The sequence below is a fragment of the Pseudomonas sp. IB20 genome (assembly GCF_009707325.1).
GTDB lineage: Bacteria > Pseudomonadota > Gammaproteobacteria > Pseudomonadales > Pseudomonadaceae > Aquipseudomonas.
In genome coordinates this window covers 802,255-827,031 of the sequence record NZ_CP046103.1, presented here as the reverse complement: position 1 = coordinate 827,031, position 24,777 = coordinate 802,255, and the positions used below count along the sequence as shown (strand labels likewise).

25 protein-coding genes are annotated in these 24,777 nt (G+C 60.3%); 8 read left to right on the top strand and 17 right to left on the bottom strand.

What is annotated here, in order from left to right; translation table 11 throughout:
- Positions 1-91: 91 nt before the first annotated feature.
- Both pgeF and rluD read right to left on the bottom strand, forming a co-directional pair.
- Complete coding sequence (pgeF, locus tag GJU48_RS03725) at positions 92-817, bottom strand: peptidoglycan editing factor PgeF (protein WP_094948939.1); 726 nt, start codon at positions 815-817, stop codon at positions 92-94.
- Positions 814-1,776, bottom strand: coding sequence for a 23S rRNA pseudouridine(1911/1915/1917) synthase RluD (rluD, locus tag GJU48_RS03720; RefSeq protein ID WP_005784662.1), 963 nt, complete (start codon positions 1,774-1,776; stop codon positions 814-816). Before rluD ends, pgeF begins: the two co-directional genes overlap by 4 nt.
- Before the next feature lie 149 nt (positions 1,777-1,925).
- Here rluD and GJU48_RS03715 point away from each other — a divergent pair, with 149 nt between their 5' ends.
- Both GJU48_RS03715 and GJU48_RS03710 read left to right on the top strand, forming a co-directional pair.
- On the top strand, positions 1,926-2,951 hold the full coding sequence (locus tag GJU48_RS03715) for an outer membrane protein assembly factor BamD (RefSeq protein ID WP_094948938.1): 1,026 nt from the start codon (positions 1,926-1,928) through the stop codon (positions 2,949-2,951).
- A gap of 125 nt (positions 2,952-3,076) precedes the next feature.
- Positions 3,077-3,310: a PP0621 family protein gene (locus GJU48_RS03710; protein WP_094948937.1), complete on the top strand. Its 234-nt coding sequence runs from the start codon at positions 3,077-3,079 to the stop codon at positions 3,308-3,310.
- Here the strand turns inward: GJU48_RS03710 and thiO are convergent.
- From thiO to pilV, 5 genes are all read right to left on the bottom strand, one after another.
- Positions 3,297-4,406, bottom strand: a complete 1,110-nt coding sequence (gene thiO / locus GJU48_RS03705; RefSeq protein WP_094948936.1) for a glycine oxidase ThiO — start codon at positions 4,404-4,406, stop codon at positions 3,297-3,299. The genes GJU48_RS03710 and thiO overlap by 14 nt on opposite strands.
- 62 nt (positions 4,407-4,468) lie before the next feature.
- Complete coding sequence (locus GJU48_RS03700; protein WP_094948935.1) at positions 4,469-4,870, bottom strand: type IV pilin protein; 402 nt, start codon at positions 4,868-4,870, stop codon at positions 4,469-4,471.
- 11 nt (positions 4,871-4,881) lie between these two features.
- Positions 4,882-5,373, bottom strand: a complete 492-nt coding sequence (locus GJU48_RS03695; RefSeq protein WP_094948934.1) for a pilus assembly PilX family protein — start codon at positions 5,371-5,373, stop codon at positions 4,882-4,884.
- A gap of 46 nt (positions 5,374-5,419) precedes the next feature.
- Positions 5,420-6,127 carry a prepilin-type N-terminal cleavage/methylation domain-containing protein gene (locus GJU48_RS03690; protein WP_094948933.1) on the bottom strand — a complete coding sequence of 236 codons (708 nt, stop codon included), beginning with the start codon at positions 6,125-6,127 and terminating at the stop codon, positions 5,420-5,422.
- Positions 6,124-6,609, bottom strand: coding sequence for a type IV pilus modification protein PilV (gene pilV, locus GJU48_RS03685; protein WP_094948932.1), 486 nt, complete (start codon positions 6,607-6,609; stop codon positions 6,124-6,126). Before pilV ends, GJU48_RS03690 begins: the two co-directional genes overlap by 4 nt.
- Positions 6,610-6,814: 205 nt before the next feature.
- Here pilV and GJU48_RS03680 point away from each other — a divergent pair, with 205 nt between their 5' ends.
- Positions 6,815-7,396 (top strand): GspH/FimT family pseudopilin, encoded by a 582-nt coding sequence (locus GJU48_RS03680; protein WP_094948931.1) that lies wholly within the window; start codon positions 6,815-6,817, stop codon positions 7,394-7,396.
- On the opposite strand, the gene ispH is transcribed toward GJU48_RS03680, so the two are convergent.
- The 6 genes from ispH to murJ all read right to left on the bottom strand — a co-directional run bounded on the left by ispH (position 7,350) and on the right by murJ (position 14,842).
- A complete protein-coding gene (ispH, locus tag GJU48_RS03675) occupies positions 7,350-8,297 on the bottom strand; it encodes a 4-hydroxy-3-methylbut-2-enyl diphosphate reductase (protein ID WP_083360219.1) in 948 nt (315 codons plus the stop codon). The two genes, GJU48_RS03680 and ispH, sit on opposite strands and share 47 nt — an antisense overlap.
- Positions 8,298-8,452: 155 nt before the next feature.
- Complete coding sequence (gene fkpB, locus GJU48_RS03670; protein ID WP_176462883.1) at positions 8,453-8,890, bottom strand: FKBP-type peptidyl-prolyl cis-trans isomerase; 438 nt, start codon at positions 8,888-8,890, stop codon at positions 8,453-8,455.
- Positions 8,891-8,897: 7 nt separating this feature from the next.
- A complete protein-coding gene (gene lspA / locus GJU48_RS03665; protein WP_094948929.1) occupies positions 8,898-9,407 on the bottom strand; it encodes a signal peptidase II in 510 nt (169 codons plus the stop codon).
- Complete coding sequence (gene ileS, locus GJU48_RS03660) at positions 9,400-12,231, bottom strand: isoleucine--tRNA ligase (RefSeq protein WP_094948928.1); 2,832 nt, start codon at positions 12,229-12,231, stop codon at positions 9,400-9,402. Before ileS ends, lspA begins: the two co-directional genes overlap by 8 nt.
- A 14-nt stretch (positions 12,232-12,245) precedes the next feature.
- On the bottom strand, positions 12,246-13,184 hold the full coding sequence (ribF, locus tag GJU48_RS03655; protein WP_094948927.1) for a bifunctional riboflavin kinase/FAD synthetase: 939 nt from the start codon (positions 13,182-13,184) through the stop codon (positions 12,246-12,248).
- A 119-nt stretch (positions 13,185-13,303) separates the two neighbouring features.
- The gene (gene murJ / locus GJU48_RS03650; protein WP_094948926.1) at positions 13,304-14,842 is read right to left on the bottom strand and encodes a murein biosynthesis integral membrane protein MurJ; all 1,539 of its coding nucleotides are present in this window, start codon (positions 14,840-14,842) and stop codon (positions 13,304-13,306) included.
- A 253-nt stretch (positions 14,843-15,095) separates the two neighbouring features.
- Here murJ and rpsT point away from each other — a divergent pair, with 253 nt between their 5' ends.
- Positions 15,096-15,374, top strand: coding sequence for a 30S ribosomal protein S20 (gene rpsT, locus GJU48_RS03645; RefSeq protein ID WP_003171647.1), 279 nt, complete (start codon positions 15,096-15,098; stop codon positions 15,372-15,374).
- A gap of 297 nt (positions 15,375-15,671) precedes the next feature.
- On the opposite strand, the gene GJU48_RS03640 is transcribed toward rpsT, so the two are convergent.
- A complete protein-coding gene (locus tag GJU48_RS03640) occupies positions 15,672-16,157 on the bottom strand; it encodes an FKBP-type peptidyl-prolyl cis-trans isomerase (RefSeq protein WP_094948925.1) in 486 nt (161 codons plus the stop codon).
- On the opposite strand from GJU48_RS03640, the gene GJU48_RS03635 reads away from it, so the two are divergent.
- From GJU48_RS03635 to GJU48_RS03625, 3 genes are all read left to right on the top strand, one after another.
- A complete protein-coding gene (locus tag GJU48_RS03635; RefSeq protein WP_141240506.1) occupies positions 16,156-16,446 on the top strand; it encodes a DUF3565 domain-containing protein in 291 nt (96 codons plus the stop codon). The two genes, GJU48_RS03640 and GJU48_RS03635, sit on opposite strands and share 2 nt — an antisense overlap.
- A gap of 79 nt (positions 16,447-16,525) precedes the next feature.
- Positions 16,526-18,625 carry a phosphate acetyltransferase gene (pta, locus tag GJU48_RS03630; RefSeq protein WP_094948924.1) on the top strand — a complete coding sequence of 700 codons (2,100 nt, stop codon included), beginning with the start codon at positions 16,526-16,528 and terminating at the stop codon, positions 18,623-18,625.
- Positions 18,626-19,525 carry an acyltransferase gene (locus tag GJU48_RS03625; protein WP_094948923.1) on the top strand — a complete coding sequence of 300 codons (900 nt, stop codon included), beginning with the start codon at positions 18,626-18,628 and terminating at the stop codon, positions 19,523-19,525. It abuts the gene before it with no gap.
- A gap of 183 nt (positions 19,526-19,708) precedes the next feature.
- Here the strand turns inward: GJU48_RS03625 and cysN are convergent, their stop codons facing one another.
- From cysN to GJU48_RS03610, 3 genes are all read right to left on the bottom strand, one after another.
- Positions 19,709-21,607 carry a sulfate adenylyltransferase subunit CysN gene (cysN, locus tag GJU48_RS03620; RefSeq protein WP_094948922.1) on the bottom strand — a complete coding sequence of 633 codons (1,899 nt, stop codon included), beginning with the start codon at positions 21,605-21,607 and terminating at the stop codon, positions 19,709-19,711.
- A complete protein-coding gene (gene cysD / locus GJU48_RS03615) occupies positions 21,604-22,530 on the bottom strand; it encodes a sulfate adenylyltransferase subunit CysD (RefSeq protein WP_155295924.1) in 927 nt (308 codons plus the stop codon). Before cysD ends, cysN begins: the two co-directional genes overlap by 4 nt.
- Positions 22,531-22,728: 198 nt before the next feature.
- Positions 22,729-23,487, bottom strand: coding sequence for a Nif3-like dinuclear metal center hexameric protein (locus tag GJU48_RS03610; RefSeq protein ID WP_094948919.1), 759 nt, complete (start codon positions 23,485-23,487; stop codon positions 22,729-22,731).
- A gap of 102 nt (positions 23,488-23,589) precedes the next feature.
- On the opposite strand from GJU48_RS03610, the gene algW reads away from it, so the two are divergent.
- The gene (algW, locus tag GJU48_RS03605; RefSeq protein WP_094948918.1) at positions 23,590-24,744 is read left to right on the top strand and encodes a Do family serine endopeptidase AlgW; all 1,155 of its coding nucleotides are present in this window, start codon (positions 23,590-23,592) and stop codon (positions 24,742-24,744) included.
- The last annotated feature ends 33 nt before the right edge of the window (positions 24,745-24,777 follow it).

The window sequence follows — 24,777 nt, the reverse complement described above, 5'->3', positions numbered from 1 at the left end:
CTGCCAGATACCCCTATAGATGGGGTGGATTCTGGAAGATTCAAGCGATCAATGGTCGATATGGACCAGGGTTGACCCAGATCAAGAGAGTCTAGCGGTCAAGCCAGATTAGGGAGGCAAACCGACCGGTGCGAGGGCTGCGGCGGTAAGAAAAGAAGCGCGGATCGGTCACGGTGCAGAAACCGCCACCATATATAGCGGTGATACCGCGCGCGGCCAGGCGCAGGCGTGCCAACTGGTAGATGTCGGCCAAGTACTTACCGGGGTTGTGGCTTGGAACGAAGGCTTCGGCGGTAATCGGCAGTTGCTCCATGAAGGCTTCACGCACTTCCGGGCCAACTTCAAAGGCTTGCGGCCCGATTGCCGGGCCCAGCCAGACCAACACTTCGCCGGGTTCGGTGTTCAAGCTTTCAAAGGCTGCTTCCAATACGCCTGCTGCCAGCCCGCGCCAACCGGCATGGGCGGCCGCCACGCGAGTGCCGGCACGGTTGCAGAACAACGCGGGCAGGCAATCGGCGGTCATTGCTGTGCAGGCAATCCCAGGCGTGCTGGTCCAGCTGCCATCGGCTTCGGCGATGCGCGACGGGTCAGCCTCGACCACGGTTGTCCCGTGGACTTGGCGCAGCCACGCAGGCTGAATATCAAAGGCATCGGTCAGACGACGGCGATTCTCAAGGACGGCCTCAAGGCTGTCTTCGACATGATCGCCCAGGTTAAGGCTGTCGAACGGCGCCAGACTGACGCCGCCCGCTCGGGTGGTAACGCAGGCTTTCACCCCGGCCGGCGCGGGCCAGTCAGGAATCAGCCAGTCACTCATCCGATAAACGCCTCACGATCCTGCTTGAGCAGCGACAACAACCAGACCAGATCGTCCGGAAGAGGCGATTCCCAGCTCATCCGCTTACCGCTCGTCGGATGGTCCAGTTCCAAGAACCGGGCATGCAGTGCCTGGCGCGGGAAGGACTTCAGCGATTCAACCATGGTCTGACTCGCCGCCGGCGGAATACGGAAGCGACCGCCGTAGGCCGGATCTCCGACCAACGGGAAGTTAATGTGCGCCATGTGCACGCGAATCTGGTGCGTACGACCGGTTTCCAGCTTGACCCGCACGTGAGTGTGGGACCGGAAACGCTCGAGTACACGGTAGTGGCTGACGGCCTGCTTGCCGCCCTCCATGACCGCCATACGCTGGCGCTGCTGGCCGTGTCGGCCGATAGGGGCGTTGATCTTGCCACCCGCTACCACCACGCCGATCACGATGCATTCGTAGATGCGGCTGACGCTACGGCTCTGCAATTGTGTGACCAACTGCGTCTGGGCCTGGATAGTCTTGGCCACCACCATCAAGCCGGTGGTGTCCTTGTCCAGGCGGTGCACGATGCCGCAGCGCGGGACATTGATGATGTCCGGCACGTGGTGCAACAGGGCATTGAGCAAGGTGCCATCAGCGTGCCCGGCCGCCGGGTGAACCACCAGGCCTGCGGGTTTATTGATGACCAGGATGTCGTCGTCTTCATAGACGATATCCAGCTCGATGTCCTGGGCGACCCATTCTCCCTGGGCTTCCTGCTCGGCAGTCAGCTCAAGAATCGCACCACCATGAACTATGTCTCGCGGGCGGATAACCGCTCCATCCACAGTCAGGCGGCCGTCTTTGATCCAGGCGGAAAGGCGCGAGCGCGAGTGCTCAGCGAATAATTGTGCGGCGACTTGATCGAGGCGTTGGCCGCCCAATTCGGACGGCACCTCTGCGCGAAGTTCAATTTTATCGGACATGCTCAGACTAGGCGTGGCACAGCCTTTGGTTTCGGCTGCGCGCTTGTGGTTAAATACGGCGTCTTTTGCCCCGAGGCTTTCAACGGGGCGCTCATCATAACAGGACGGCCCCGCCCAAGACAGCGGCCGTCATAGGGACGCAAGCCGCCATGCAAGTGAAACACCTGCTGCTGATCGCCATCCTCGCCATGACTGCTGCTTGCTCGTCAACAAAGGAAGTCGTCGACGAAAACCTGAGCGAAGTCGAGCTGTACCAACAAGCTCAAAAAGACTTGGACAATAATAGCTACACCAGCGCCACAGCGAAGCTGAAGGCCCTGGAGTCGCGCTATCCGTTCGGGCGCTACGCCGACCAGGCACAGCTCGAGCTGATCTACGCCAACTACAAGAACGCCGAGCCTGAGGCTGCCAAGTCTGCCGCCGAGCGTTTTATCCGGTTGCACCCGCAGCACCCGAACGTGGACTACGCCTACTACTTGAAGGGCCTGACCTCGTTCGACCAGGACGTTGGCTTGCTGGCGCGCTTCCTGCCGCTGGACATGACCAAGCGTGACCCGGGCGCTGCCCGCGACTCCTACAACGAGTTCGCCCAGCTGACCAGCCGCTACCCTAACAGCCGCTACGCGCCGGACGCCAAGCAGCGCATGATCTACCTGCGCAACCTGCTGGCGTCCTACGAGATTCACGTGGCCCACTACTACCTGACCCGTCAGGCGTACGTCGCTGCCGCCAACCGTGGCCGCTATGTAGTGGAAAACTTCCAGGAAACCCCATCCGTGGGTGACGGCCTGGCAGTGATGACCGAGGCTTACCAGCGCCTGCACCTGGACGCCCTGGCGACCACCAGCCTGGAAACCCTGAAACTCAACTACCCGGATCACCCAAGCCTGAAGGACGGCCAGTTCGTGCCTCAGGTTGCTGAAGCGGACAACCGTTCGTGGCTGAGCAAGTACACCTTGGGCCTGATCGAATCCCGTCCACCGCTGCCGCCGGGCGAAACCCGCGCCAACCAGGACGTGATGAAGCAGTTCCAGGATGCCAAGGAATCGATTCCTTCGGAGCTCAAGCCGCATGACGAAAACGGTGACGTGATCGAAGAGCAAGAGCCACAGGCCCTTGGCAACAACGAAGATCGCTCGTGGTTCAGCTACATGACGTTCGGCGTGTTTGACTGATTGCACCCGGCGTCATCAAGAAGGAGCCTTTCGAGGCTCCTTTTTTATTGCCGAGCATTATTGCGCTGTGCGCCTGCCACCACCTTGGCTAAACTGGCACATTCCCTGTCGAGAAACTGCCCATCATGCTCCGTCTACTGTTCTGGATTGCCGTCATTGCTGCCGCAGTATGGTTCTGGCGCAAATTCAAAAGCCCAGCCGCCAAACAGCAACGCGCCAGCGAGCCCGACGCCGCCTTGATGGTGCGCTGCGCCCACTGCGGCGTACACCTGCCGCAGAATCGCGCACTGAGCTCACGCCAAGAGTGGTATTGCACCCAGGCGCACCTGGAGCAAGGGCCGAAGTCTATCCAGCGTTGATCCGACCGGCGGGCGCATAGGGCGCCGGGTCGATGATCGGTGTACGCCCCAGCAACAAGTCGACAAACAACTGGCAGGATGCCGGGGCGAGCACCAGACCATTGCGGTAATGCCCGCAATTGAGCCACAGCCCTTTCACGCCAGGGACCTCGCCGATATAAGGAATACCTTCCGGCGAACCGGGCCGCAAACCGGCCCAGTGGCCCACAACCTCGGCGTCCGCCAACGCGGGAATCAACTCCACAGCTGACGCTTTGAGGCTTTCCAGCGCCGATTCGGTCGGGGTCTTGTCGAACCCTTCATGCTCCAGCGTGCTGCCGATCAGAATGTGCCCATCCCGCCGCGGGATCGCATAGCGACCTTTGGCCAACACCATGCTCGATAAGAAATCCGACGCGCATTTGTACAAAATCATTTGGCCTTTGACCGGTTCTACGGGCAGTGACAAACCCAACGTGCCCAGCAACTCCCCGCTCCAGGCACCGGCAGCCAGTACGACCTGATCGCCAAGAACCTGCCCCGCAGCCGTGTTCACACCCACTACGTCTTCACCCTCAAGAACAAACCCAGCCACTTCGCACTGCTCATGGATGGTCACGCCGGGCAGCGCCAACAACGCCGACTTGAGGGATTTAACCAGGCGCGGGTTGCGCACATTGGCCACCTCCGCCATGTAGATCGCCTGGGAATACCCCCCGCCCAGCACCGGCACCGCATCATGGGCGGCCGACACATCAACTTTGCTCAGTGGTCGGCCTTCGCGTGCAGCCCAAGCCAGTGCCTCGGCCTCATCATCCAGGTCCAGCCAGTACAAGCCTGTGGTATGAACCTCTGGATCAATACCGGTGGCGGCGAACAATCGCTGCGCCAGTTGCGGGTAAAAATCCTGCGACCAGTGGGCCAGAGCAGTGACCGCCGGGCTGTAGCGCCACGGATACAGTGGCGAAACAATTCCGCCACCCGCCCAAGAAGACTCCTGACCGAGGCCCGAACGCTCCAGCAGCACGACGGCCTGCCCTTGGGTGGCCAGGTTGTATGCCGTCAACAACCCGATTACTCCACCACCGACAATCACCACTTGCTGTTGCTTAGCCATCATTTGATCCAGCCGATAAAAAGGGAAAAGCGCACACGGCGCCCAATCATCCAGCACTCTCATCATTGCCCCCAGCACGCCTTGCGCGACATTTCAGGTGCCGCGCCCGGGTTGCTGCGCACACCCGAGCTGGTCAGGCTAAAGGCACCGCAAGGGTCGCCCACCATGACCGAGTCGACAACAGGCGTTGCCACCAGGCGAAATTCCTGGGGGTTTAATGCAGCGCTGATTCTATAGCGATCATTGCCCGCACTGACGCCGCGTGCATCAATAAAAGTGCCGTTGCGCGTGTAAAAACGCTCCAGGTAGTGCACTTGCTCGGACAACAACGCGACGATTTCTGCGCGATAGGCTTTTTTTACATGGCCGGTGTACACGGGGTAAGCAATCCCGGCCAAAACCGCGATGATCGCTACAGCGATCAGTAACTCGATCAGGGTAAAACCTTGGCAATCCTTGCCCATTGATACGTACCTCATTGAAGTTGTCGCCATAAAACCCGACGAAATCGCGGGCCTGCCTCTTCGTTCACCTGGGCATACACCGTTTCCAAGACCGTGCGCGATTGGCCACTGAGCCCAACCGCCGTCACGCGGTACAACGCTGCAGCCGTTTGCGGCGGTAAACCCGCCAGCCCTATGCTCTGCCCCAGCGATTGAATGCCATACAAGCCGCCAGTCAAGGCAAACCAGCTGACCGCTGAAACAGGATTCGCCCCAACGCCCATTACCGAAAACGACTCCCCCGGCGGTGCGCAGGTACTGATCGACTTGCACAACGGCAGCACCACCCCTACGCGCCGGACAATCGACTCCCCAAGCCGCAAGCCGCTTTCGGCACTTTGAAATGATTGGTTGCGATGCCAGACGCCGCTGGCGATCTTTTGCTGGGACACGGCCCCTTGCATCGAGGCCAGGCCGATCAGTGACAACACCAACAAAAACACCAGACTAATTAGCAGGACCATGCCCGTCTGTCGCCGATAGAAGCAGTGATAACTGTGCATGGTCGCCCTACCCCAACCGATTACGCAGCGCCGCCACGACGCTGTAAGCCTGATCCTGAGCACGCCCGGTCGGGTCTTGCAGCGTCATCTGTATGCGTACGCTACGTATCAGCGACTCGTCAGCCGGGCTAGGGTCATAGCGCACGACCTGAGTCGAACCGGGTTTGGCCGCCACACCAAAACTGATGTCGAGCGCCTGTACGTTATCGACCAGCACCGTCCTGGCGGGCGTTGCGGGCGTGCTGATCTTCAATTGCCCTGCTTCAAAGGTGTAGGTGAGCTGGCGTATCGCAAACCGAATTTGGCCGGGTGCTGGCGGCGGCGAGCTGCCCGCATAGGCTTGGGCGGCGCTGGTGCAGTCGGAGAGTACCGTCCAGTCAGGCTTGCCACCCTCACTTGCTGCATCGGCGGTGACCACCGTCAATGACTTGGAGCTGCCTGTGGCACTCCACCCAACCGGTCGATCAAAGACCGCTGGCGCGTTATCGATGTAGGCCGTCGCCAAGCAGCCAAACATGCCCGCCTGGCGAATATCCTGAATCATCTTGCCTAGCACAAAGCGCGCATCATCCTGCAGCAGCATGGCGGCCTGCTGACTGGCGTGGGTAATCCGGGCACTGATGGCTACTTGGCTGAAACCGAGTATCAGCACCAACCCGACTGCCAGCGCCAGCAACAGCTCCACCAGGCTGAAGCCCCGCGAAAGGCGACTCATTGCGTCACCCCCAACTCGCCGGCAATGCGACTGGTGAGGGTGAAGGTTTCTCGCGCTCCACCGGTGTTCGCGCTTCTGGCGTCATCCCAGGTAATGCTGACGGTTACCTCGCTGCCGCTGACCACCACGGAACCTTTGGCGCTGGCCCCAGCGAACCCGACGATATTGGCTTCGAAATCATGCAGGTCCACGTCACGCACGCTGGCGCTGGAGGTAATGGGCGGTGCACCTTCAGTTCGGCCCCATGAGTAATTGACACCCGAGTTGGCGCGAACCCGGTCCAGCATGTCGTAGGCAATGAAACTGGCCTGGCTGATCATCCTTGCACCGTCGGTGTACTTGAGCGCATTGAGCTGAATCACCGCCGCACCCAGCAGGCCAACCGCGAGAATCAGTACCGCCACCAGCACCTCGATCAACGTCATGCCGGATTGGAGCCTGGGTAAAACACAGGCAGCGTGTGTGTTCGGGTAAGCAAGCATTACCGTCGTCATCCCTGTCGAAGGCCGAAAAAAGCAGGAAAACCCTGCTGTGCGACCCAAGACTAGCGCCGGTTTTTGACTCGTGCTGCTTCCGGAATAAAGGGAAATACTTTGGACATAAAGGCCATCATCCACCACCAGGACCGAGAGGCTATACCTATGCCTGTCACCGGCAACACTGACCACGTCCACGGAGGGACGGCACATGAGACAACACGGATTCACCCTGATCGAACTGCTGCTCAGCCTGGTTCTGAGTGGCATCCTGGCGAACCTGGCAATACCCGGTTTTAAAGGTTTACTTGAATCGCAGCAGCGACAAACTGCTGCGCAGGCCTTGGCCGGCGGGCTGCGCTACGCACGCACCGAGGCCATTGCACGCAATCGTGCGGTGGTCATTTATGCGCGGGATGAGGACTGGAGCCAGGGATGGCGGGTGATACTGGACGAAAGCGGGCGCGGCAACCTGGACGACGACAACCCAGTACTGCTGGAGCGACAGGACAGCGGGCGAATACCGATCGTGGGCAATGGGCCGGTGAAAAGCCAAGTGCGCTTCAGCGGGTTGGGCGAGCCGATATTTTCAGCAGGAGGTTTCCGCGCGGGCACCGTGCATGTGTGCGACGCGGACAAGGCGCAAAGCCTGTTTCAGGTGGTGCTCGCGCCCAGTGGACGCATCAGCCTGCGCAGTGAGGCCACCGAGCAGGCGTTGTGCCGGAATGATTCCGGCACCTTTGCACTCACAGCAGCGAGCGAACCCGCAGTTCCTTGGGCATGGAGAACGTGATGTTCTCTTCACGACCGGCCAATTCATCGGCACCGGTGGCGCCCCAAGCCTGCAGTTGCTGGATCACACCACGCACCAAGACTTCCGGAGCCGAAGCGCCGGCCGTAATGCCGATACGCTCAACACCGTCGAACCAACTGCGCTGCATGTCTTCGGCGCCGTCGATCAGGTACGCCGGTGTGGCCATGCGCTCAGCCAACTCGCGCAAACGATTGGAGTTGGAGCTGTTAGGGCTGCCGACCACCAGCACTACATCGCATTCATCGGCCAGTTGCTTGACCGCGTCTTGACGGTTTTGCGTGGCGTAGCAGATGTCATCTTTGCGCGGGCCGCCGATGGCTGGGAAGCGCGTGCGCAGGGCATCGATCACACGGCTGGTGTCGTCCATCGACAACGTGGTCTGCGTGACAAAGGCCAACCGCTCGGGGTTTTGCACCTGCAAGTTGGCGACGTCTTTTTCGTCTTCCACCAGGTAGATGGCGCCGCCATTGCTGGCGTCGTATTGGCCCATGGTGCCTTCGACTTCCGGGTGGCCGGCGTGGCCGATCAGGATGCATTCACGGCCGTCGCGACTGTAACGTGCGACTTCGATGTGCACCTTGGTCACCAGTGGGCAGGTGGCGTCGAATACTTTCAGGCCACGGCCGGCAGCTTCGGTACGCACGGCCTGGGAAACGCCGTGGGCGCTGAAGATGACGATAACGTCGTCCGGCACCTGGTCGAGTTCTTCGACAAAAATGGCACCGCGTGCGCGCAGGTCTTCAACCACGAATTTGTTGTGGACAACTTCATGGCGCACGTAAATCGGCGGCCCGAAGACTTCCAAGGCGCGATTGACGATTTCGATCGCCCGGTCCACACCGGCGCAAAAGCCACGGGGGTTGGCGAGTTTGATTTGCATGCTGTGCCTCGTGTCTTGCAGGGCAAGAAATTGGATCATTGCAACCGCAGGCGCGGCTGGTCTCTATTTAACAACACGAATCAAATGTGGGAGCGGGTGCCGTGTCCTCAGCATTCGCGAGCAAGCCCGCTCCCACACTTGCTATGTTTCGTCAGTTAGAGCGCTTTAACGTCGAAGATTTCAACGTCAAACGTCAAGGTTTTACCGGCCAGCGGGTGATTGAAGTCGATGGTCACTTGCGCGTCATCAAAGGTTTTCACCACACCGGGCAGCTCGGTATTCGCCGCATCGTTGAAGATCACCAGCAAGCCTTCCGACAGGTCCATGTCTTGGAACTGCGAACGCGGGATGATCTGCACGTTTTGCGGGTTGGGCTGGCCAAAGGCGTTTTCCGGCTGGATCTGCAGGGTACGCTTGTCGCCGGCCTTGAAACCGAACAGGGCCGCTTCAAAACCCGGCAGCAGGTTGCCATCGCCGACCTTGAAGGTCGCCGGTGCTTTGTCGAACGTACTGTCGACCGTGTCGCCATTCTCCAGGCGCAGTGCAAAATGCAAAGTGACTTCCGTGTTCTGGCCGATGCGTTGCTCAGCCAATACCTGATCAGTCATTGACGGTCTCTCCGGTTTTCTTACTTTTGAACATGTCCAACGCCAGCATAATTGCACCGACGGTGATGGCGCTGTCGGCAAAGTTGAACGCCGGGAAATACCAGCGGTTCTGCCAATGCACCAGGATAAAGTCGATCACATGGCCCAAGGCAATGCGGTCGTACAGGTTGCCCAGCGCGCCGCCCAGCACCAGGGCCAAGGCGATAGCCAGCCAGGTGTCATCGCGGCCCAAGCGTTTGAGCCAGACTACCAACACCGCACTGACCACCACGGCGATCACGGCGAACAGCCATCGCTGCCAGCCACCGCCATCAGCGAGGAAGCTGAAGGCGGCGCCGGTGTTGTAGGCCAGGGTCCAGCTGAAGTAGTCAGGAATGACCACGATCTGCTGGTACATCTGTAAGGCGCCTTCGAAATGAGCCTTGCTGAGCTGGTCGATAACCAGCACCAGCACGCTCAGTACGAGCCAGCCCAGACGTCCGAAACGGCTGGCTTTAGGCATAATGGCGAACCTCGCCGGCACCGCTGATGTTGTCGACGCAACGACCGCAGATTTCCGGATGCTCAGGGTTCATGCCAACGTCTTCACGGCAGTGCCAGCAACGCGCGCACTTAGGGAAGGCCGACTTGACCACTTGAAGCTTGAGACCAGGCACTTCGGTAGCCACGGCGTCCGCTGGCGCCTGGGCAAACGGTGCAAGGCTGGCGGTCGAGGTGATCAACACGAAGCGCAGTTCGTTGCTCAGTTTGGCCAGGTCGGCGGTCAGGCCTTCCTCGGCAAACAGGGTGACTTCGGCCTGCAAGTTGCCGCCAACGGCCTTGGCCGCGCGCTGCACTTCCAGCTCCTTGTTCACCGCAACCTTGACGGCCATCACGCCTTCCCAGTACTCGCGGCCCAGTTCGAAGTCTGCCGGCAGTTCGGTCAAGCCTTCGTACCAGGTGTTGAGCATCACCGATTCGTTACGCTCGCCCGGCAGGTATTCCCACAGCTCATCGGCGGTGAAGGCCAGGATCGGCGCGATCCAACGCACCAGCGCTTCAGAGATGTGATACAGCGCGGTCTGCGCCGAACGGCGCGCCTTGCTGTTGGCGCCGGTGGTGTACTGGCGATCCTTGATGATGTCGAGGTAGAAACCACCCAGCTCCTGCACGCAGAAGTTGTGGATCTTGGAATACACGTTCCAGAAGCGGTATTCGCCGTAGTGCTCCTGCAACTCACGCTGCAGCAACAGGGTACGATCCACGGCCCAACGGTCCAAGGCGAGCATTTCCTCGGCTGGCAGGATGTCGGTGGCCGGATTGAAACCGGTCAGGTTCGACAGCATGAAGCGTGCGGTATTGCGGATACGGCGGTAGGCATCGGCGCTACGGGCCAGGATCTGGTCCGACACGGCGATTTCGCCCGAGTAATCGGTCGAGGCCACCCACAGACGCATAATGTCGGCGCCCAAGGTGTCGTTGATCTTTTTCGGCTCGATCACGTTCTTCAGCGACTTGGACATCTTGCGGCCCGTCTCGTCGACGGTGAAGCCGTGGGTCAGCAGTTCGCGGTACGGCGCGTGGTTGTCGATGGCGCAACCGGTCAGCAACGACGAGTGGAACCAGCCACGGTGTTGGTCCGAGCCTTCCAGGTACAGGTCGGCACGCGGGCCGGTCTCGTGGCCCATCGGGTGCGAACCGCGCAGCACGTGCCAGTGAGTGGTGCCGGAGTCGAACCACACATCGAGGGTGTCGCTGATCTTGTCGTACAGCGGCGCTTCGTCGCCCAGCAGTTCGGCGGCGTCCAGTTTGAACCAGGCTTCGATGCCTTCCTGTTCAACGCGCAGGGCCACTGCTTCCATCAGTTCGACGGTGCGTGGGTGCAGTTCGCCGCTTTCCTTATTCAGGAAGAACGGGATCGGCACGCCCCAGTTACGCTGACGGGAGATACACCAGTCCGGACGGTTGGCGATCATCGAGTGCAGGCGCGCCTGGCCCCAGGCCGGTACGAATTGGGTGTCTTCGATGGCTTTCAGCGAGCGCACACGCAGGGTGTCACCGCTGACCGGCTCTTTGTCCATGCCGATGAACCACTGCGCGGTGGCGCGGTAGATCAGCGGGCTCTTGTGACGCCAGCAGTGCATGTAGCTGTGCTTGATGGTTTCGGTTTGCATCAGCGCACCGACTTCACGCAGCTTGTCGATGATCGGCTGGTCGGCCTTGAAAATGAACTGGCCGCCGAAGAACTCCAGCGAAGGCGCATAAACGCCGTTGCTTTGCACCGGGTTGATGATGTCATCGTTGACCATGCCGTACTTCTTGCAGATCACAAAGTCGTCCACGCCATAGGCGGGCGAGCAGTGAACCACACCAGTACCCGAACCCAGCTCAACGTAGTCAGCCAGGTACACCGGCGACAGACGGTCATAGAACGGGTGACGGAAGTTGATCAGTTCCAGCGCGGTGCCGGTAGTGGTGGCGATCACCGAACCTTGCAGCTCGTAGCGAGCCAGGCAGGCCTCCACCATTTCCTCGGCCAGCACTAGCAGGCGATCACCGACGTCCACCAGGGCGTAGGTGAATTCCGGGTGCACGTTAAGCGCTTGGTTGGCCGGGATGGTCCACGGGGTGGTGGTCCAGATCACGATGGCAGCCGGCTTGCTCAGGCTCGCCAGGCCAAAAGCCCCGGCCAGCTTGGCGTCGTCGGCGATCGGGAAGGCCACGTCGATAGTCGAGGACTTCTTCTCTTCGTACTCGACTTCCGCTTCGGCCAGGGCCGAACCGCAGTCAAAGCACCAGTTCACGGGCTTGAGGCCCTTGAACACGAAACCGCCCTTGACGATTTCGGCCAAGGCGCGGATTTCCCCGGCCTCGTTCTTGAAGTTCATGGTCTTGTACGGGTTGTCCCACTCGCCCAATACGCCCAGGCGGATGAATTCGGACTTCTGCCCTTCGATTTGCTCGGTGGCGTAGGCACGGCACAATTCGCGGGTTTTATCCGCGCCCAGGTTCTTGCCGTAGGTCACTTCGACTTTGTGTTCGATCGGCAGGCCGTGGCAGTCCCAGCCCGGGACATAAGGTGCGTCAAAACCCGAAAGGGTTTTGGAGCGCAAGATCATGTCCTTGAGAATTTTGTTCAGCGCATGACCGATGTGAATCGTGCCGTTGGCATAAGGAGGGCCGTCGTGCAGGACGAATTTCGGACGATCCTTGCCAATTTCGCGCAACTTTCCGTACAGGCCAATACTGTCCCAGCGCTGCAGGATCTGCGGTTCGCGCTGTGGCAGGCCGGCCTTCATTGGGAAGGCGGTGTCCGGAAGGTTTAGCGTGGCTTTATAGTCGGTCATTTAAGGCTCTTCGGTTAGCGATGGGCGCTAGGTGCGGCTAGTGCACGGGCGGCGGCGACATCCGCATTGATCGCCGTTTTCAACGCCTCAAGTGAGGCGAAACGCTGCTCTTCACGCAGCTTCTGGTGGAAAACCACCGTCAAACGCCGGTCATACAAATCACCGGCAAAATCCAAAAGGTGAACTTCCAGGTGGGCCTTGCCATCACCTGCAACCGTGGGCCTGACGCCTATGTTGGCGACTCCCGGCCACGATTGGCCGTCGATGTCGACACTCACCAGATAAACCCCGGTGAGCGGTACACGACGGCGCTTGAGTTGCACGTTGGCGGTTGGCGTGCCCAGTTGGCGCGCCAGCTTCTGGCCGTGCAGTACCCGCCCGGCAATGCGGAACGGGCGACCGAGCAAACGCTCAGCCAAGGCGAAGTCGGCAGCGGCCAGGGCGTTACGCACCTGGGTACTGCTCACGCGCAGGCCGTCCAGTTCGACGGTTTGCGCGGCTTCGACGGTAAAACCTTGAATCACACCAGCGTGCTGCAGGAAATCGAAATCGCCGACGCGGTCGCAACCGAAGCGGAAGTCGTCGCCGACTTCCAGGTGCTGCACGCCCAGGCCGTCCACCAGGATACGGTCGACGAACTCGGCGGCGCTGAGGCTTTGCAAGCGCTGGTTGAAAGCCAGGCAAAGCACACGGTCCACGCCCTCTTCGGCCAGCAACTGCAACTTGTCGCGCAAGCGGGCCAGACGTGCCGGCGCCGTTTCCGGGGTGAAGAATTCCCGTGGCTGTGGCTCAAAAATCACCACGCAGCTGGGCACGCCCAACTCGACCGCACGTTCACGCAGCCGGCCCAGGATAGCCTGGTGGCCACGGTGAACACCGTCAAAGTTGCCAATAGTGGCGACGCAGCCCCGATGCTCGGGGCGCAGGTTGTGGAGACCTCGAACCAGCTGCATAACGCGCTTCTTGCTCATAAAGTGGTCGATTATAACCACACCCAGCCCCGGACGACAGGCAACAGCGCAGGCCAAATGGATCGAATCGATAAAACAACCGTTTTATCGCCGGAAAGTCTCTAGCTCAGCGACTTGCGATTGAAATCCCGCAGGCGAAAACCCTGCAGCAGCAACATCCCGAAGTACACCACCACACCGGCGACCACCAATACACCCAGGCGCAGGAAGCGCTCCAGCATATGGCCTTGGTCCCAGGCCGGCATAAAGTGCATCAGGCCAAGCAATACTGCCGACATGACTGCCACCGCCACCACCAGCTTGAGCGCAAACATGCCCCAGCCTGGCTGCGGTTGGAACATCTGCTGCTTGCGCAGTTGATAAAACAGCAGGCCGGCATTGATGCAGGCACCGACGCTGATGGCCAGGGCCAAGCCGGCATGGGCCAGCGGGCCGATAAACACCAGGTTGAGCAGTTGCGTGACGATCAGGGTGAAAATCGCGATTTTGACCGGCGTGCGGATGTTTTGCTGGGCGTAGAAGCCCGGAGCCAGCACCTTGATCACAATAATGCCGAGCAGGCCGACGGAATAAGCCACCAGCGCGTGCTGGGTCATCAATGCATCATGTGCGTCGAATTGGCCGTATTGGAACAACGCGACGGTCAGCGGCTCGGCCAGGATCCCCAGCGCCAGGGAGCACGGCAGCACCAGCATAAAGCACAGGCGCAAGCCCCAATCGAGGATGCGCGAGTACTCCTGGCGGTCCTTGCTGGCATAGGTGCGCGCCAGGGTCGGCAGCAAAATCGTGCCCAAGGCCACGCCGAGCACACCGGACGGTAACTCCATCAGGCGATCGGCGTAATACATCCACGACACGGAGCCTGAGACCAACAACGAGGCGAACGCGGTGTTGATGATCAGGGAGATCTGACTGACGGAAACCCCGAGGATCGCCGGCAGCATGTTGCGCATCACGCGCCATACGCCGGTGTCTTTGAGGTTCAGGCGCGGCAGCACGAGCATGCCGATCCTTTTAAGGTGCGGCAGCTGGTAGAGCAACTGCGCCAGGCCGCCGGCCAGCACGGCCCAGCCCAGGGCCATCACCGGCGGGTCGAAGTACGGCGTGAGGAACAGCGCAAAAATAATCATGCTGACGTTCAGCAAGGTCGGCACGAAGGCCGGCACCGAAAAGCGGTTCCAGGTGTTGAGGATCGCCCCGGCCAGGGACGACAGGGAAATCAGCAATATATAAGGAAAGGTCACCCGCAACAGATCAGTGGTCAGCGCGAATTTTTCCGGGGTGTTGGCAAAACCTGGCGCCGTGGCCCAGATCACCCAGGGCGCGGCGAGCATGCCGGCGATGGTCACCAGCATCAGCACCAGGGTCAGCAGGCCCGAAACGTACGCAATAAAAGTGCGGGTCGCCTCTTCGCCCTGCTGGGTCTTGTATTCGGCCAGGATCGGCACGAAAGCTTGGGAAAAAGCCCCCTCGGCGAAGATCCGCCGCAGCAGGTTGGGCAGTTTAAAGGCAATAAAGAACGCATCCGTGGCCATGCTGGCGCCAAAAATACGCGCCAGCAGGGTGTCACGCACGAACCCTAATACCCGGGAAATCATCGTGATAGAGCTGACGGCAGCCAACGACTTGAGCAGATTCATTGAAAGAGTTTGCGCCTATAGATAAAGAGCAGGCGAACTAAGCGCCCACTTATGCGATACTGCGCGCCTGCAACAGCACAGAGCCAAAGCTCGCGAGTTTACAGGTCAAGCGCCGGAAATAAATCACCCGCCTCTTCAGATCGACCACTCAGCAGTTCGCATCAGCCGCCCTTGACAACCCATCAAGTCATCGGCATGATTCGCGGCCTATTTTGTTTGCTATTTCCTAAAAAGTCTTTCGAGGAGCTCGACGGTGGCCAACACACCTTCCGCCAAAAAACGTGCAAAACAGGCTGAGAAGCGTCGCAGCCACAACGCCAGCCTGCGATCCATGGTTCGTACCTACATCAAGAATGTAGTTAAAGCCATCGACACCAAAGACGCTGAAAAAGCCCAAGCTGCTTACGTTCTGGCCGTGCCAGTTATCGACCGTATGGCCGATAAAGGCATCATCCACAAGAACAAGGCCGCTCGTCATAAGAGCCGCCTGAATGGCCACATCAAGGCTCTGAACGTCGCTGCAGCAGCCTAAGTGGTAATAACTGCCGCGTAGCCTAGGTTACGTAACAGTTAAGAAATGCCCCGTACCGAAAGGTCCGGGGCATTTTTGTTTGTGCCTTATATAGACGGCGCGCGCAGTTCAAAATGTGGGAGCGGGCTTGCCCGCGATAGCGGTGGGTCAGTGACATATAAGGTGGCTGACACGCCTCCATCGCGGGCAAGCCCGCTCCCACATGTGGGCCGCGGGGTGTGAGATAGATATTTTCAAACAAAAAAAACGCCCCGAACCAGTCGGGGCGTTTTTGCTAGCAACTGATTAAACCATCAATCAGTGCTGGTGACCGCCTTCACCGTGAACGTGGCCGTGAGCAACTTCTTCTTGGGAGGCGTCGCGGATCGCAACGATCTTCACTTGGAAGTTCAGACGCTGGCCAGCCAGTGGGTGGTTACCGTCGACAGTCACGTCGTCGCCGTCCAGGTCGCGGATGGTGACGATCTGCATTTGGCCGTCCGGCGCGGAAGCGTGGAACTGCATGCCCACTTCCAGTTCGTCAACGCCTTCGAACATGCTGCGGCTCAAGGTGCTAACCAGTTCGGCGGAATATTCGCCGTAAGCCTCTTCAGGTTCTACGGCGACGGTCAGTTCGTCACCGACGTTCTTGCCTTCCAGAGCCTTTTCCAGGCCCGGGATGATGTTACCTGCGCCTTGCAGGTAGACCAGCGGCGCGCCGCCGGCGGAGCTGTCGATGACCTCACCAGCGTCGTTGGTCAGGGTATAGTCGATGGAGACAGCCTTGTTAGCGGCGATCGTCATGGGGCGAGACCTTTTGCATAAGAATGAAGAACGGACAAGTCTAAACAAGGATTTGCCCGAAAGCGAACACAACCCGGACAGACGGGGTCGATCAACGGCATCCTTCATCATCGGCTTTCGCCAGGATGACGACCAGCACTGGGTTGCCGAGCTGTCCTGCGGCCACACCCAACACCTGCGCCATCTGCCGCCCTGGCAGTCCCGCGCCTGGGTACTCGACCCCGCGCAACGCGTTAAAAAAATAGGCCAACCCTTTGCGTGCGGCTGGTGTGCGCAAGAGCACGAATAACGATAACCTTGGTGCCTGATTCCCGGTAGGCGCTCAACCATAGAGCGCCACCGAAGCCATGCACCTCCAGAGAATTCGCATGCAGACTTTTTTTATCGCGCCCACCGATTTTGGTGTGGGTCTGACCTCCATCAGCCTTGGGCTGGTGCGCACCCTTGAACGGGCCGGGCTGAAAGTCGGCTTTTTCAAACCGATTGCCCAGCCACACCCTGGCGACACCGGCCCCGAGCGCTCCACTGAGCTGGTGGCCCGCACCCACGGTCTGAAACCGCCGCAACCGCTGGGCCTGGCCCACGTGGAGCGCATGCTCGGCGACGGCCAGCTCGACGAGCTGCTCGAAGAAATCATCACCCTGTATCAGCAAGCCGCTGTGGGCAAGGACGTGCTGATTGTCGAAGGCATGGTACCGACCCGCAGCGCCAGCTATGCGGCACGGGTCAACCTGCACTTGGCCAAGAGCCTCGACGCGGAAGTGATCCTGGTGTCGGCGCCGGAAAACGAAGTGCTCACCGAGCTCTCCGGCCGCGTGGAATTGCAGGCCCAGCTGTTCGGCGGCCCGAAAGACCCGAAAGTGCTGGGCGTGATCCTCAACAAAGTGCGCACCGACGAAAGCATGGAAGCGTTCTCGGCGCGCCTCAAAGAGCATTCGCCGCTGTTGCGCAGCGGTGAATTCCGCCTGCTCGGCTGCATCCCCTACCAGCCCGAACTCAACGCACCGCGCACCCGCGACGTGGCCGACCTGATGGGCGCGCAGATCCTCAACGCCGGCGACTATGAAAGCCGGCGCATGACCAAGATCATCATCTGCGCGCGCACCATGCGTAACACCGTGGAATTGCTCAAGCCCGGCGTGCTGGTGGTAACCCCGGGCGACCGCGATGACATCATCCTCGCCGTCAGCCTGGCCGCGATCAACGGCGTGCCGCTGGCTGGGCTGCTGCTGACCAGCGACACACTGCCCGACCCGCGTATTATGGATTTGTGCCGTGGTGCGTTCCAGGCCGGGCTGCCGGTGCTGTCGGTGAGCACGGGCTCCTACGATACGGCGAACCAACTCAACAGCCTCAACAAAGAAATCCCGATTGATGACCGCGAGCGCGCAGAAATCATCACCGATTTCGTCGCCAGCCACCTCGATGCGCGCTGGCTGCACCAACGCTGCGGCACGCCACGGGAGATGCGCCTCTCGCCGGCCGTGTTCCGCTACCAGTTAATCCAGCGCGCCCAAGCCGCCAACAAGCGCATCGTGTTGCCCGAAGGCAGCGAGCCACTGACCGTGCAAGCCGCCGCCATCTGTCAGGCGCGCGGCATTGCGCGTTGCGTGCTGCTGGCTAAACCTGCGGATGTGGAAGCGGTCGCCCGCGCCCACGGCATTGAGTTGCCTGAAGGCCTGGAGATTCTCGACCCTGACCTGATTCGCCAGCGTTATGTAGAACCGATGGTCGCGCTGCGCAAGAGCAAGAGCCTCAACGCGCCGATGGCCGAGCAGCAACTGGAAGACACAGTGGTGATCGCCACCATGATGCTCGCGCTGGATGAAGTGGACGGCCTGGTTTCCGGGGTTATCCACTCCACCGCCAACACCATCCGCCCTGCCCTGCAGCTGATTAAAACCGCGCCCGGCTGCACGTTGGTCTCATCGGTGTTCTTCATGCTGTTCCCGGAGCAGGTGCTGGTCTACGGCGACTGCGTGATGAACCCGCACCCAAGCGCCGCAGAACTGGCGGAAATCGCCCTGCAAAGTGCCGACTCGGCGGCCGCGTTCGGCATCACCCCGCGCGTGGCGATGATCAGCTACTCCAGCGGCGATTCGGCCAGCGGTGAGGAGGTCGAAAAAGTCCGTGAAGCCACCCTGCTCGCCCACGAACAACAAAGCTCGCTGCTGATCGACGGGCCATTGCAGTACGACGCCGCCGCCAACGAAACCGTGGCCCGGCAGTTGGCGCCCAACAGCCTGGTCGCCGGCAAAGCCACGGTGTTTGTGTTCCCGGACCTGAACACCGGCAACACCACGCACAAGGCGGTGCAACGCAGCGCCGATTGCGTGAGCCTGGGGCCAATGCTGCAAGGCCTGCGCAAACCGGTAAACGATCTGCCGCGCGGTGCCCAAGTGGATGACATCGTGTACACCATCGCACTCACTGCGATTCAAGCCGCCAACCGACCTATGGATATCTAAATGCTGGATTTTCTACCTGCCGCCGTGCGCGGGGTGATCGCGTCCTTATTGTTGGCGCTGAACACGATCCTGCTGTGCTCGTTTCTGTTTATCGTCGCGCTGTTCAAAGCGCTGCCGTTTGCCAAGCGCTTCAGCGAATGGCTGATGAACCACACCCACGAAGCTTGGGTGACCAACAATAAGGGCTGGATGAACCTGGTACGGCGCACGCGCTGGCACCTGACCGGCCTTGAAGGGCTGGACTATGAGCACTCCTACCTGGTGACCAGCAACCACCAGAGCTGGGTCGACATCATGGTGTTGCAATACGTGCTCAATCGCCGGATTCGCCCGCTGAAGTTCTTCCTCAAGCAGGAACTGATCTGGGTGCCGGTGATAGGCCTGGCGTGGTGGGCGTTGGGCTTTCCGTTCATGAAGCGCTACACCAAGGCCTACCTGGAGAAGCACCCGGAGAAGAAAGGCAAAGACCTGGAAACCACCCGCAAGACCTGTGCGAAGTTTCGTGACAACCCGGTGGGCATTTTCAACTTTGCCGAAGGCACACGCTTTACGCCAGGCAAGCATGCCCAGCAGAAGTCGCCGTTTCGCTATTTGCTCAAGCCTAAGGCGGGCGGGATTGCGTTTGTGCTGGATGCCATGGGTGAGCAGCTGAAGTCATTGGTCAACGTGACCATTCACTACCCTGGCGGGCGCCCAGGGTATTGGGATTTGCTGTGTGGGAATGTGAAGGATGTGGTGGTGCACTTTGAAGAGGTGCAGATTCCAGCCGGGTTTATCGGCAAGAATTATGAGCAGGATGGCGAGTATCGGTTGGCGTTTCAGGGGTGGATTAACCAGCTGTGGGAAGACAAAGACCAACTGCTCGCCAAACTGCACACAGATTTCCCAGACCGCCACTGATCAACATGTGGATGCAATTTAATGTGGGCACTGGCTTGCCTGCGATAGCGGTGGGTCAGCCAAGTAAAACTAAACTGACCGTCCGCCATCGCAGGCAGCCAGCGATGCATTCCCACGCAGAGCGTTGGAACGATCAGCCCGCCACCGAGTGCTCGGTGGCGGGCTTTTTTGTGGCGGCGAGGTTTAGATCGCGCCGCGCTGACGCAACAGTTCCAGCACTTGCTTGACGCTGTCTTCCAGCGACAGGGCCTGGGTGTCGATCACCAGATCGGCATTCAACGGCACGTCGTACGGGAAGGATTCGCCCGGGATGTTATCCCCACCAGCGGCGTACAGGCCTTGCGGATCACGCTCGGCGCACACCAGTGGCGAGGCCTGGACGTAAACCGTCAGCAGGCGATCGGCGCCAATCAGCGCCTTGGCCTGTTCGCGGCCTTCGGCATCCGGGGCAACGAAGGCGGCCAGGGTCAGCAGGCCTGCTTCGTTGAACTGGCGCGCGACGTGAGCGGCACGACGCCAGTTTTCAGTACGCCCGGCACGGTCCTGCGGCAAGCCTTTGTTCAGGTCATGACGCAGGTTCTGGCCGTCCAGTACGAACACCGCACGGCCCATGTCGAACAGCTTGCGCTCAACCGCGTAGGCCAAGGTACTTTTGCCCGCGCCCGACAGGCCGCTAAACAACACGGTGGCCGGCTGCTGGCCGAAGCGCAGGGCGCGTTCTTCGGTGGCGACATGAGCGAGACTGCCGTGTTGCGCAGAACCGCCATGATTGACCGGCGGCGCGATGATCATGCCTGCGGCCACAGTGCCATTGGTCAAACGGTCGATGACGATAAACGCACCGGTGGTGCGGTTGCTGTCGTAACCGTCCAGCGCGATGGCGGCGTCGAGGCTGACCTTGACCCGGCCGATCTCGTTCAACTGCAGCGAACTCGCCGGGCCTTCGGCCAGGGTGTTCACGTCCACGCGGTGCACGATGCTGGTGATGGAACCCGGCACGTAGCTGGTCGCGCGCTTGATGTCGTATTTCTTGCCCGGCAGCATCGGCTCTTCGGCCATCCACACCAACATGGCGTCGAAGGCGTCAGTCACTTGCGGCACGTTGTCGGCATGCACCAGCAGGTCGCCACGGGAGATGTCGATCTCGTCTTCCATGGTCAGGGTCACGGCCTGGCCTGGGCCGGCGTGCTCCAGCTCACCTTCGAAGGTGACGATGGATTTGACGCGGCTGCTCTTGCCCGACGGCAGCACTACAACCTCGTCGCCCTTGTGCACGATGCCGCTGGCTAACGTGCCGGCGAAACCACGGAAGTTCAGGTTCGGACGGTTGACGTACTGCACCGGGAAACGCAGGTCGGTGTAGTTGCGGTCGTTGGCGATCTCGACAGTTTCGAGAATCTCCATCAGCGACTGGCCGGTGTACCAAGGCGAATGCTCGCTCTTGTTCACCACGTTGTCGCCCTTGAGCGCCGACATCGGCACGAAGGCCATGGTGCTTGGCTTGAAAGCAATACCGTCGGCGAACTTCAGGTAATCGGCCTTGATCGACTCGAAGATGCTTTGGTCAAAGCCATTGATGTCCATCTTGTTGACGGCGATCACGATGTGCTTGATGCCCAGCAACGAGGCGATATAGCTGTGGCGACGGGTCTGGGTCTGCACGCCGTAGCGGGCGTCGATCAGGATAATCGCCAGGTCACAGGTGGATGCACCGGTGGCCATGTTGCGCGTGTACTGCTCATGGCCGGGGGTGTCGGCGATGATGAATTTGCGTTTGGCGGTGGAGAAGTAGCGGTAGGCGACATCGATGGTGATGCCCTGCTCACGCTCGGCCTGAAGGCCGTCGACCAGCAAGGCCAGGTCGATATCGTCGCCAGTGGTGCCGGATTTCTTCGAATCGCGGGTGATGGCTTCCAAGTGATCTTCGTAGATCATCTTGGAGTCGTGCAGCAGGCGCCCGATCAGGGTGCTCTTGCCGTCGTCGACGTTGCCGCAGGTCAGGAAGCGCAACATTTCCTTGCGCTCGTGCTGGCCCAGGTAGGCGAGGATGTCCTCGCTGATCAAATCAGATTGATGGCTCATTGCATAAGCTCAGTACCCTGACGTTTTTTATCTTCCATCGAGCCTGCGCCATCGTGATCGATGACCCGGCCCTGGCGCTCGGAAGTTCGCGTCAGGAGCATTTCCTGAATGATGTCCGTCAGCGTTTCGGCTTCGGACTCCACCGCGCCCGTCAACGGGTAGCAGCCAAGGGTACGGAAACGTACTTTCTTTTTGACGATTCGGGCTTTGTCTTCGTCGGACAAGTGCTCGAGGATGCGGTCGTCGTCGATCATGATCAATGTGCCGTTCTTCTCGATCACGTCGCGCTCGGCGGCGAAGTACAGCGGCACAATCGGGATGCCTTCCAGGTAGATGTACTGCCAGATGTCCAGCTCGGTCCAGTTGGACAGCGGGAACACGCGGATCGACTCACCCTTGTTGACGTTGCCGTTATAAACGTTCCACAGCTCCGGGCGCTGGTTCTTCGGGTCCCAGCGGTGTTTGCTGTCGCGGAATGAGTACACGCGCTCTTTGGCGCGGGATTTCTCTTCATCACGACGGGCACCGCCGAACGCTGCGTCGAAACCATGCTTGTCCAAGGCCTGCTTGAGGCCTTCGGTTTTCATGATGTCGGTGTGCTTGGCGCTGCCGTGGGTGAACGGGTTGATGCCCTGCGCCACACCATCGGGGTTGACGTGGGTGATCAGGTCCAGGCCAAGCTCTTCGACCATTTTGTCGCGAAACTTGTACATCTCCTGGAATTTCCAGCGGGTGTCGACGTGCATCACCGGGAACGGCAGCTTGCCCGGGAAGAAAGCCTTGCGCGCCAGGTGCAGCATCACGGCGGAGTCTTTACCGATCGAGTAGAGCATCACCGGGTTGTCGAACTCGGCGGCGACCTCGCGGATGATGTGGATGCTTTCCGCCTCCAGCTGTTTCAGATGCGTCAGTTTGTCGACCATGGCTACTCACGGAAAAACGATCTTATGGACGGCCAGCGGGCCGTGTTCGAGCGGGGCATGCTAGCACAGCGCCTACTTCTATTCAGGGCGCCAGCTAGATCGAAACGGTATATGAATATGCCGCGAGGTTTGGCCCAACTCGGTCGAATGTGGGAGCGGGTTTGTGTGGGAGCGGCTCCCTGTTGTCCCTCGCCGAGGTTAGATCGGGTTCGGGCAATCGATGAACAAATGCTCCAGGGCAAACCGCCGAGCCAGGTAATCGCCCAGCGCTTGGACGCCGTAGCGCTCAGTGGCGTGATGCCCGGCAGCAATAAAGCTGATGTCGTTTTCCCGCGCACAGTGGAAGGTTTGCTCGGAGGCTTCACCGCTCAGGTACAGGTCGACACCGGCGGCAATCGCCTGGTCGATATAGCCCTGGCCACCACCGGTGCACCAGCCGACGCGGCGGATCATCTCGCTGCCTTCGATCAACAGCGGCTCACGGCCCATCACATCCTGCACACGACGCGCGAAGTCGCGGGGCGACAATGGCTCGGCGAGAGAACCGACCAGCCCGACGATTTTCGGATTGCTCGGGTCCAGCGGGCCCTCGACAGTGATGTCCAGCTGACGGGCAAGTTGCACGTTGTTGCCCACGTCCGGATGCAGATCCAGCGGCAGGTGGTAGGCCAATAAACTGATGTCATGCTTGAGCAGGGTTTTCAGGCGGCGCTGCTTCATGCCGGTGATGCACGGGTTTTCGCCCTTCCAGAAATAACCGTGGTGCACCAGCACCAAATCAGCTTGGGCTTCGACGGCGGCATCCAGCAGGGCTTGGCTTGCGGTCACGCCGCTGACGATGCGCATCACCTGCGGGCGGCCCTCGACCTGCAGGCCATTGGGGCAATAATCGGCAATTTTTGCACTGCCAAGGTAGCGGTCCGCTTCCTCGACGAGGGTGGTAAGGGGGACGGCCATAAAAGACTCCTAAATATCCCGTTCCGAGGCGCTCGCAGCCTCGTATAATGCGCGACATTATGGGCGCTCTCCCGCCCCCTGCAACCTGTCAGGACTTACTTGATGCTCAAGGCACTGCGTTTTTTTGGATGGCCATTGTTGGCTGGCGTGCTGATCGCGATGATGATTATTCAGCGTTACCCCCAATGGGTGGGCTTACCCAGCCTTGATGTGAACCTGCAACAGGCCCCGCAGACCAACTCGGTGGTGCAAGGCCCGGTGACCTATGCCGACGCCGTGGTCATCGCCGCGCCCGCCGTGGTTAACCTGTACACCACCAAGGTCATCAACAAACCGGCGCATCCGTTATTTGAAGACCCGCAGTTTCGGCGCTATTTCGGCGACAACGGGCCCAAGCAGCGCCGGATGGAATCCAGCCTCGGTTCCGGGGTGATCATGAGCCCGGAAGGCTACATCCTCACCAACAACCATGTGACCACCGGCGCCGACCAGATTGTGGTGGCCCTGCGTGACGGCCGCGAAACCCTGGCCCGCGTGGTCGGCAGCGACCCGGAAACTGACCTTGCGGTGCTGAAGATCGACCTCAAGAACCTGCCCTCGATCACCATTGGCCGCTCCGAAGGGCTGCGCGTCGGTGACGTCGCGCTGGCCATCGGCAATCCGTTCGGCGTCGGCCAGACCGTGACCATGGGCATCATCAGCGCCACCGGGCGTAACCAGTTGGGGCTCAACAGCTACGAAGACTTTATCCAAACTGACGCGGCGATCAACCCGGGCAACTCCGGCGGCGCATTGGTGGATGCCAATGGCAACCTGACCGGCATCAACACGGCGATTTTCTCCAAGTCCGGCGGCTCTCAGGGCATCGGCTTTGCGATCCCGGTGAAGCTGGCGATGGAAGTGATGAAATCGATCATCGAGCACGGCCAGGTGATTCGCGGCTGGCTGGGCATCGAAGTACAGCCGCTGACCAAGGACCTGGCCGCGTCGTCCGGCTTGACCGGGCGCCCAGGCATCGTCGTCGCCGGTATCTTCCGCGACGGCCCGGCGCAGAAAGCCGGCCTGCAATTGGGCGATGTGATCCTGAACATCGACGGCGAACCCGCCGGTGATGGCCGCAAGTCGATGAACCAAGTCGCGCGGATCAAGCCGACCGACAAGGTGTCGATCCTGGTAATGCGCAACGGCAAAGAGATCAAGCTGTCGGCAGAGATCGGTCTGCGCCCACCACCTGCCCCGGTGAAAGAAGAGGAATGACAGCTGCGGGAGCCCGTTCGCGGGCTCCTGTTA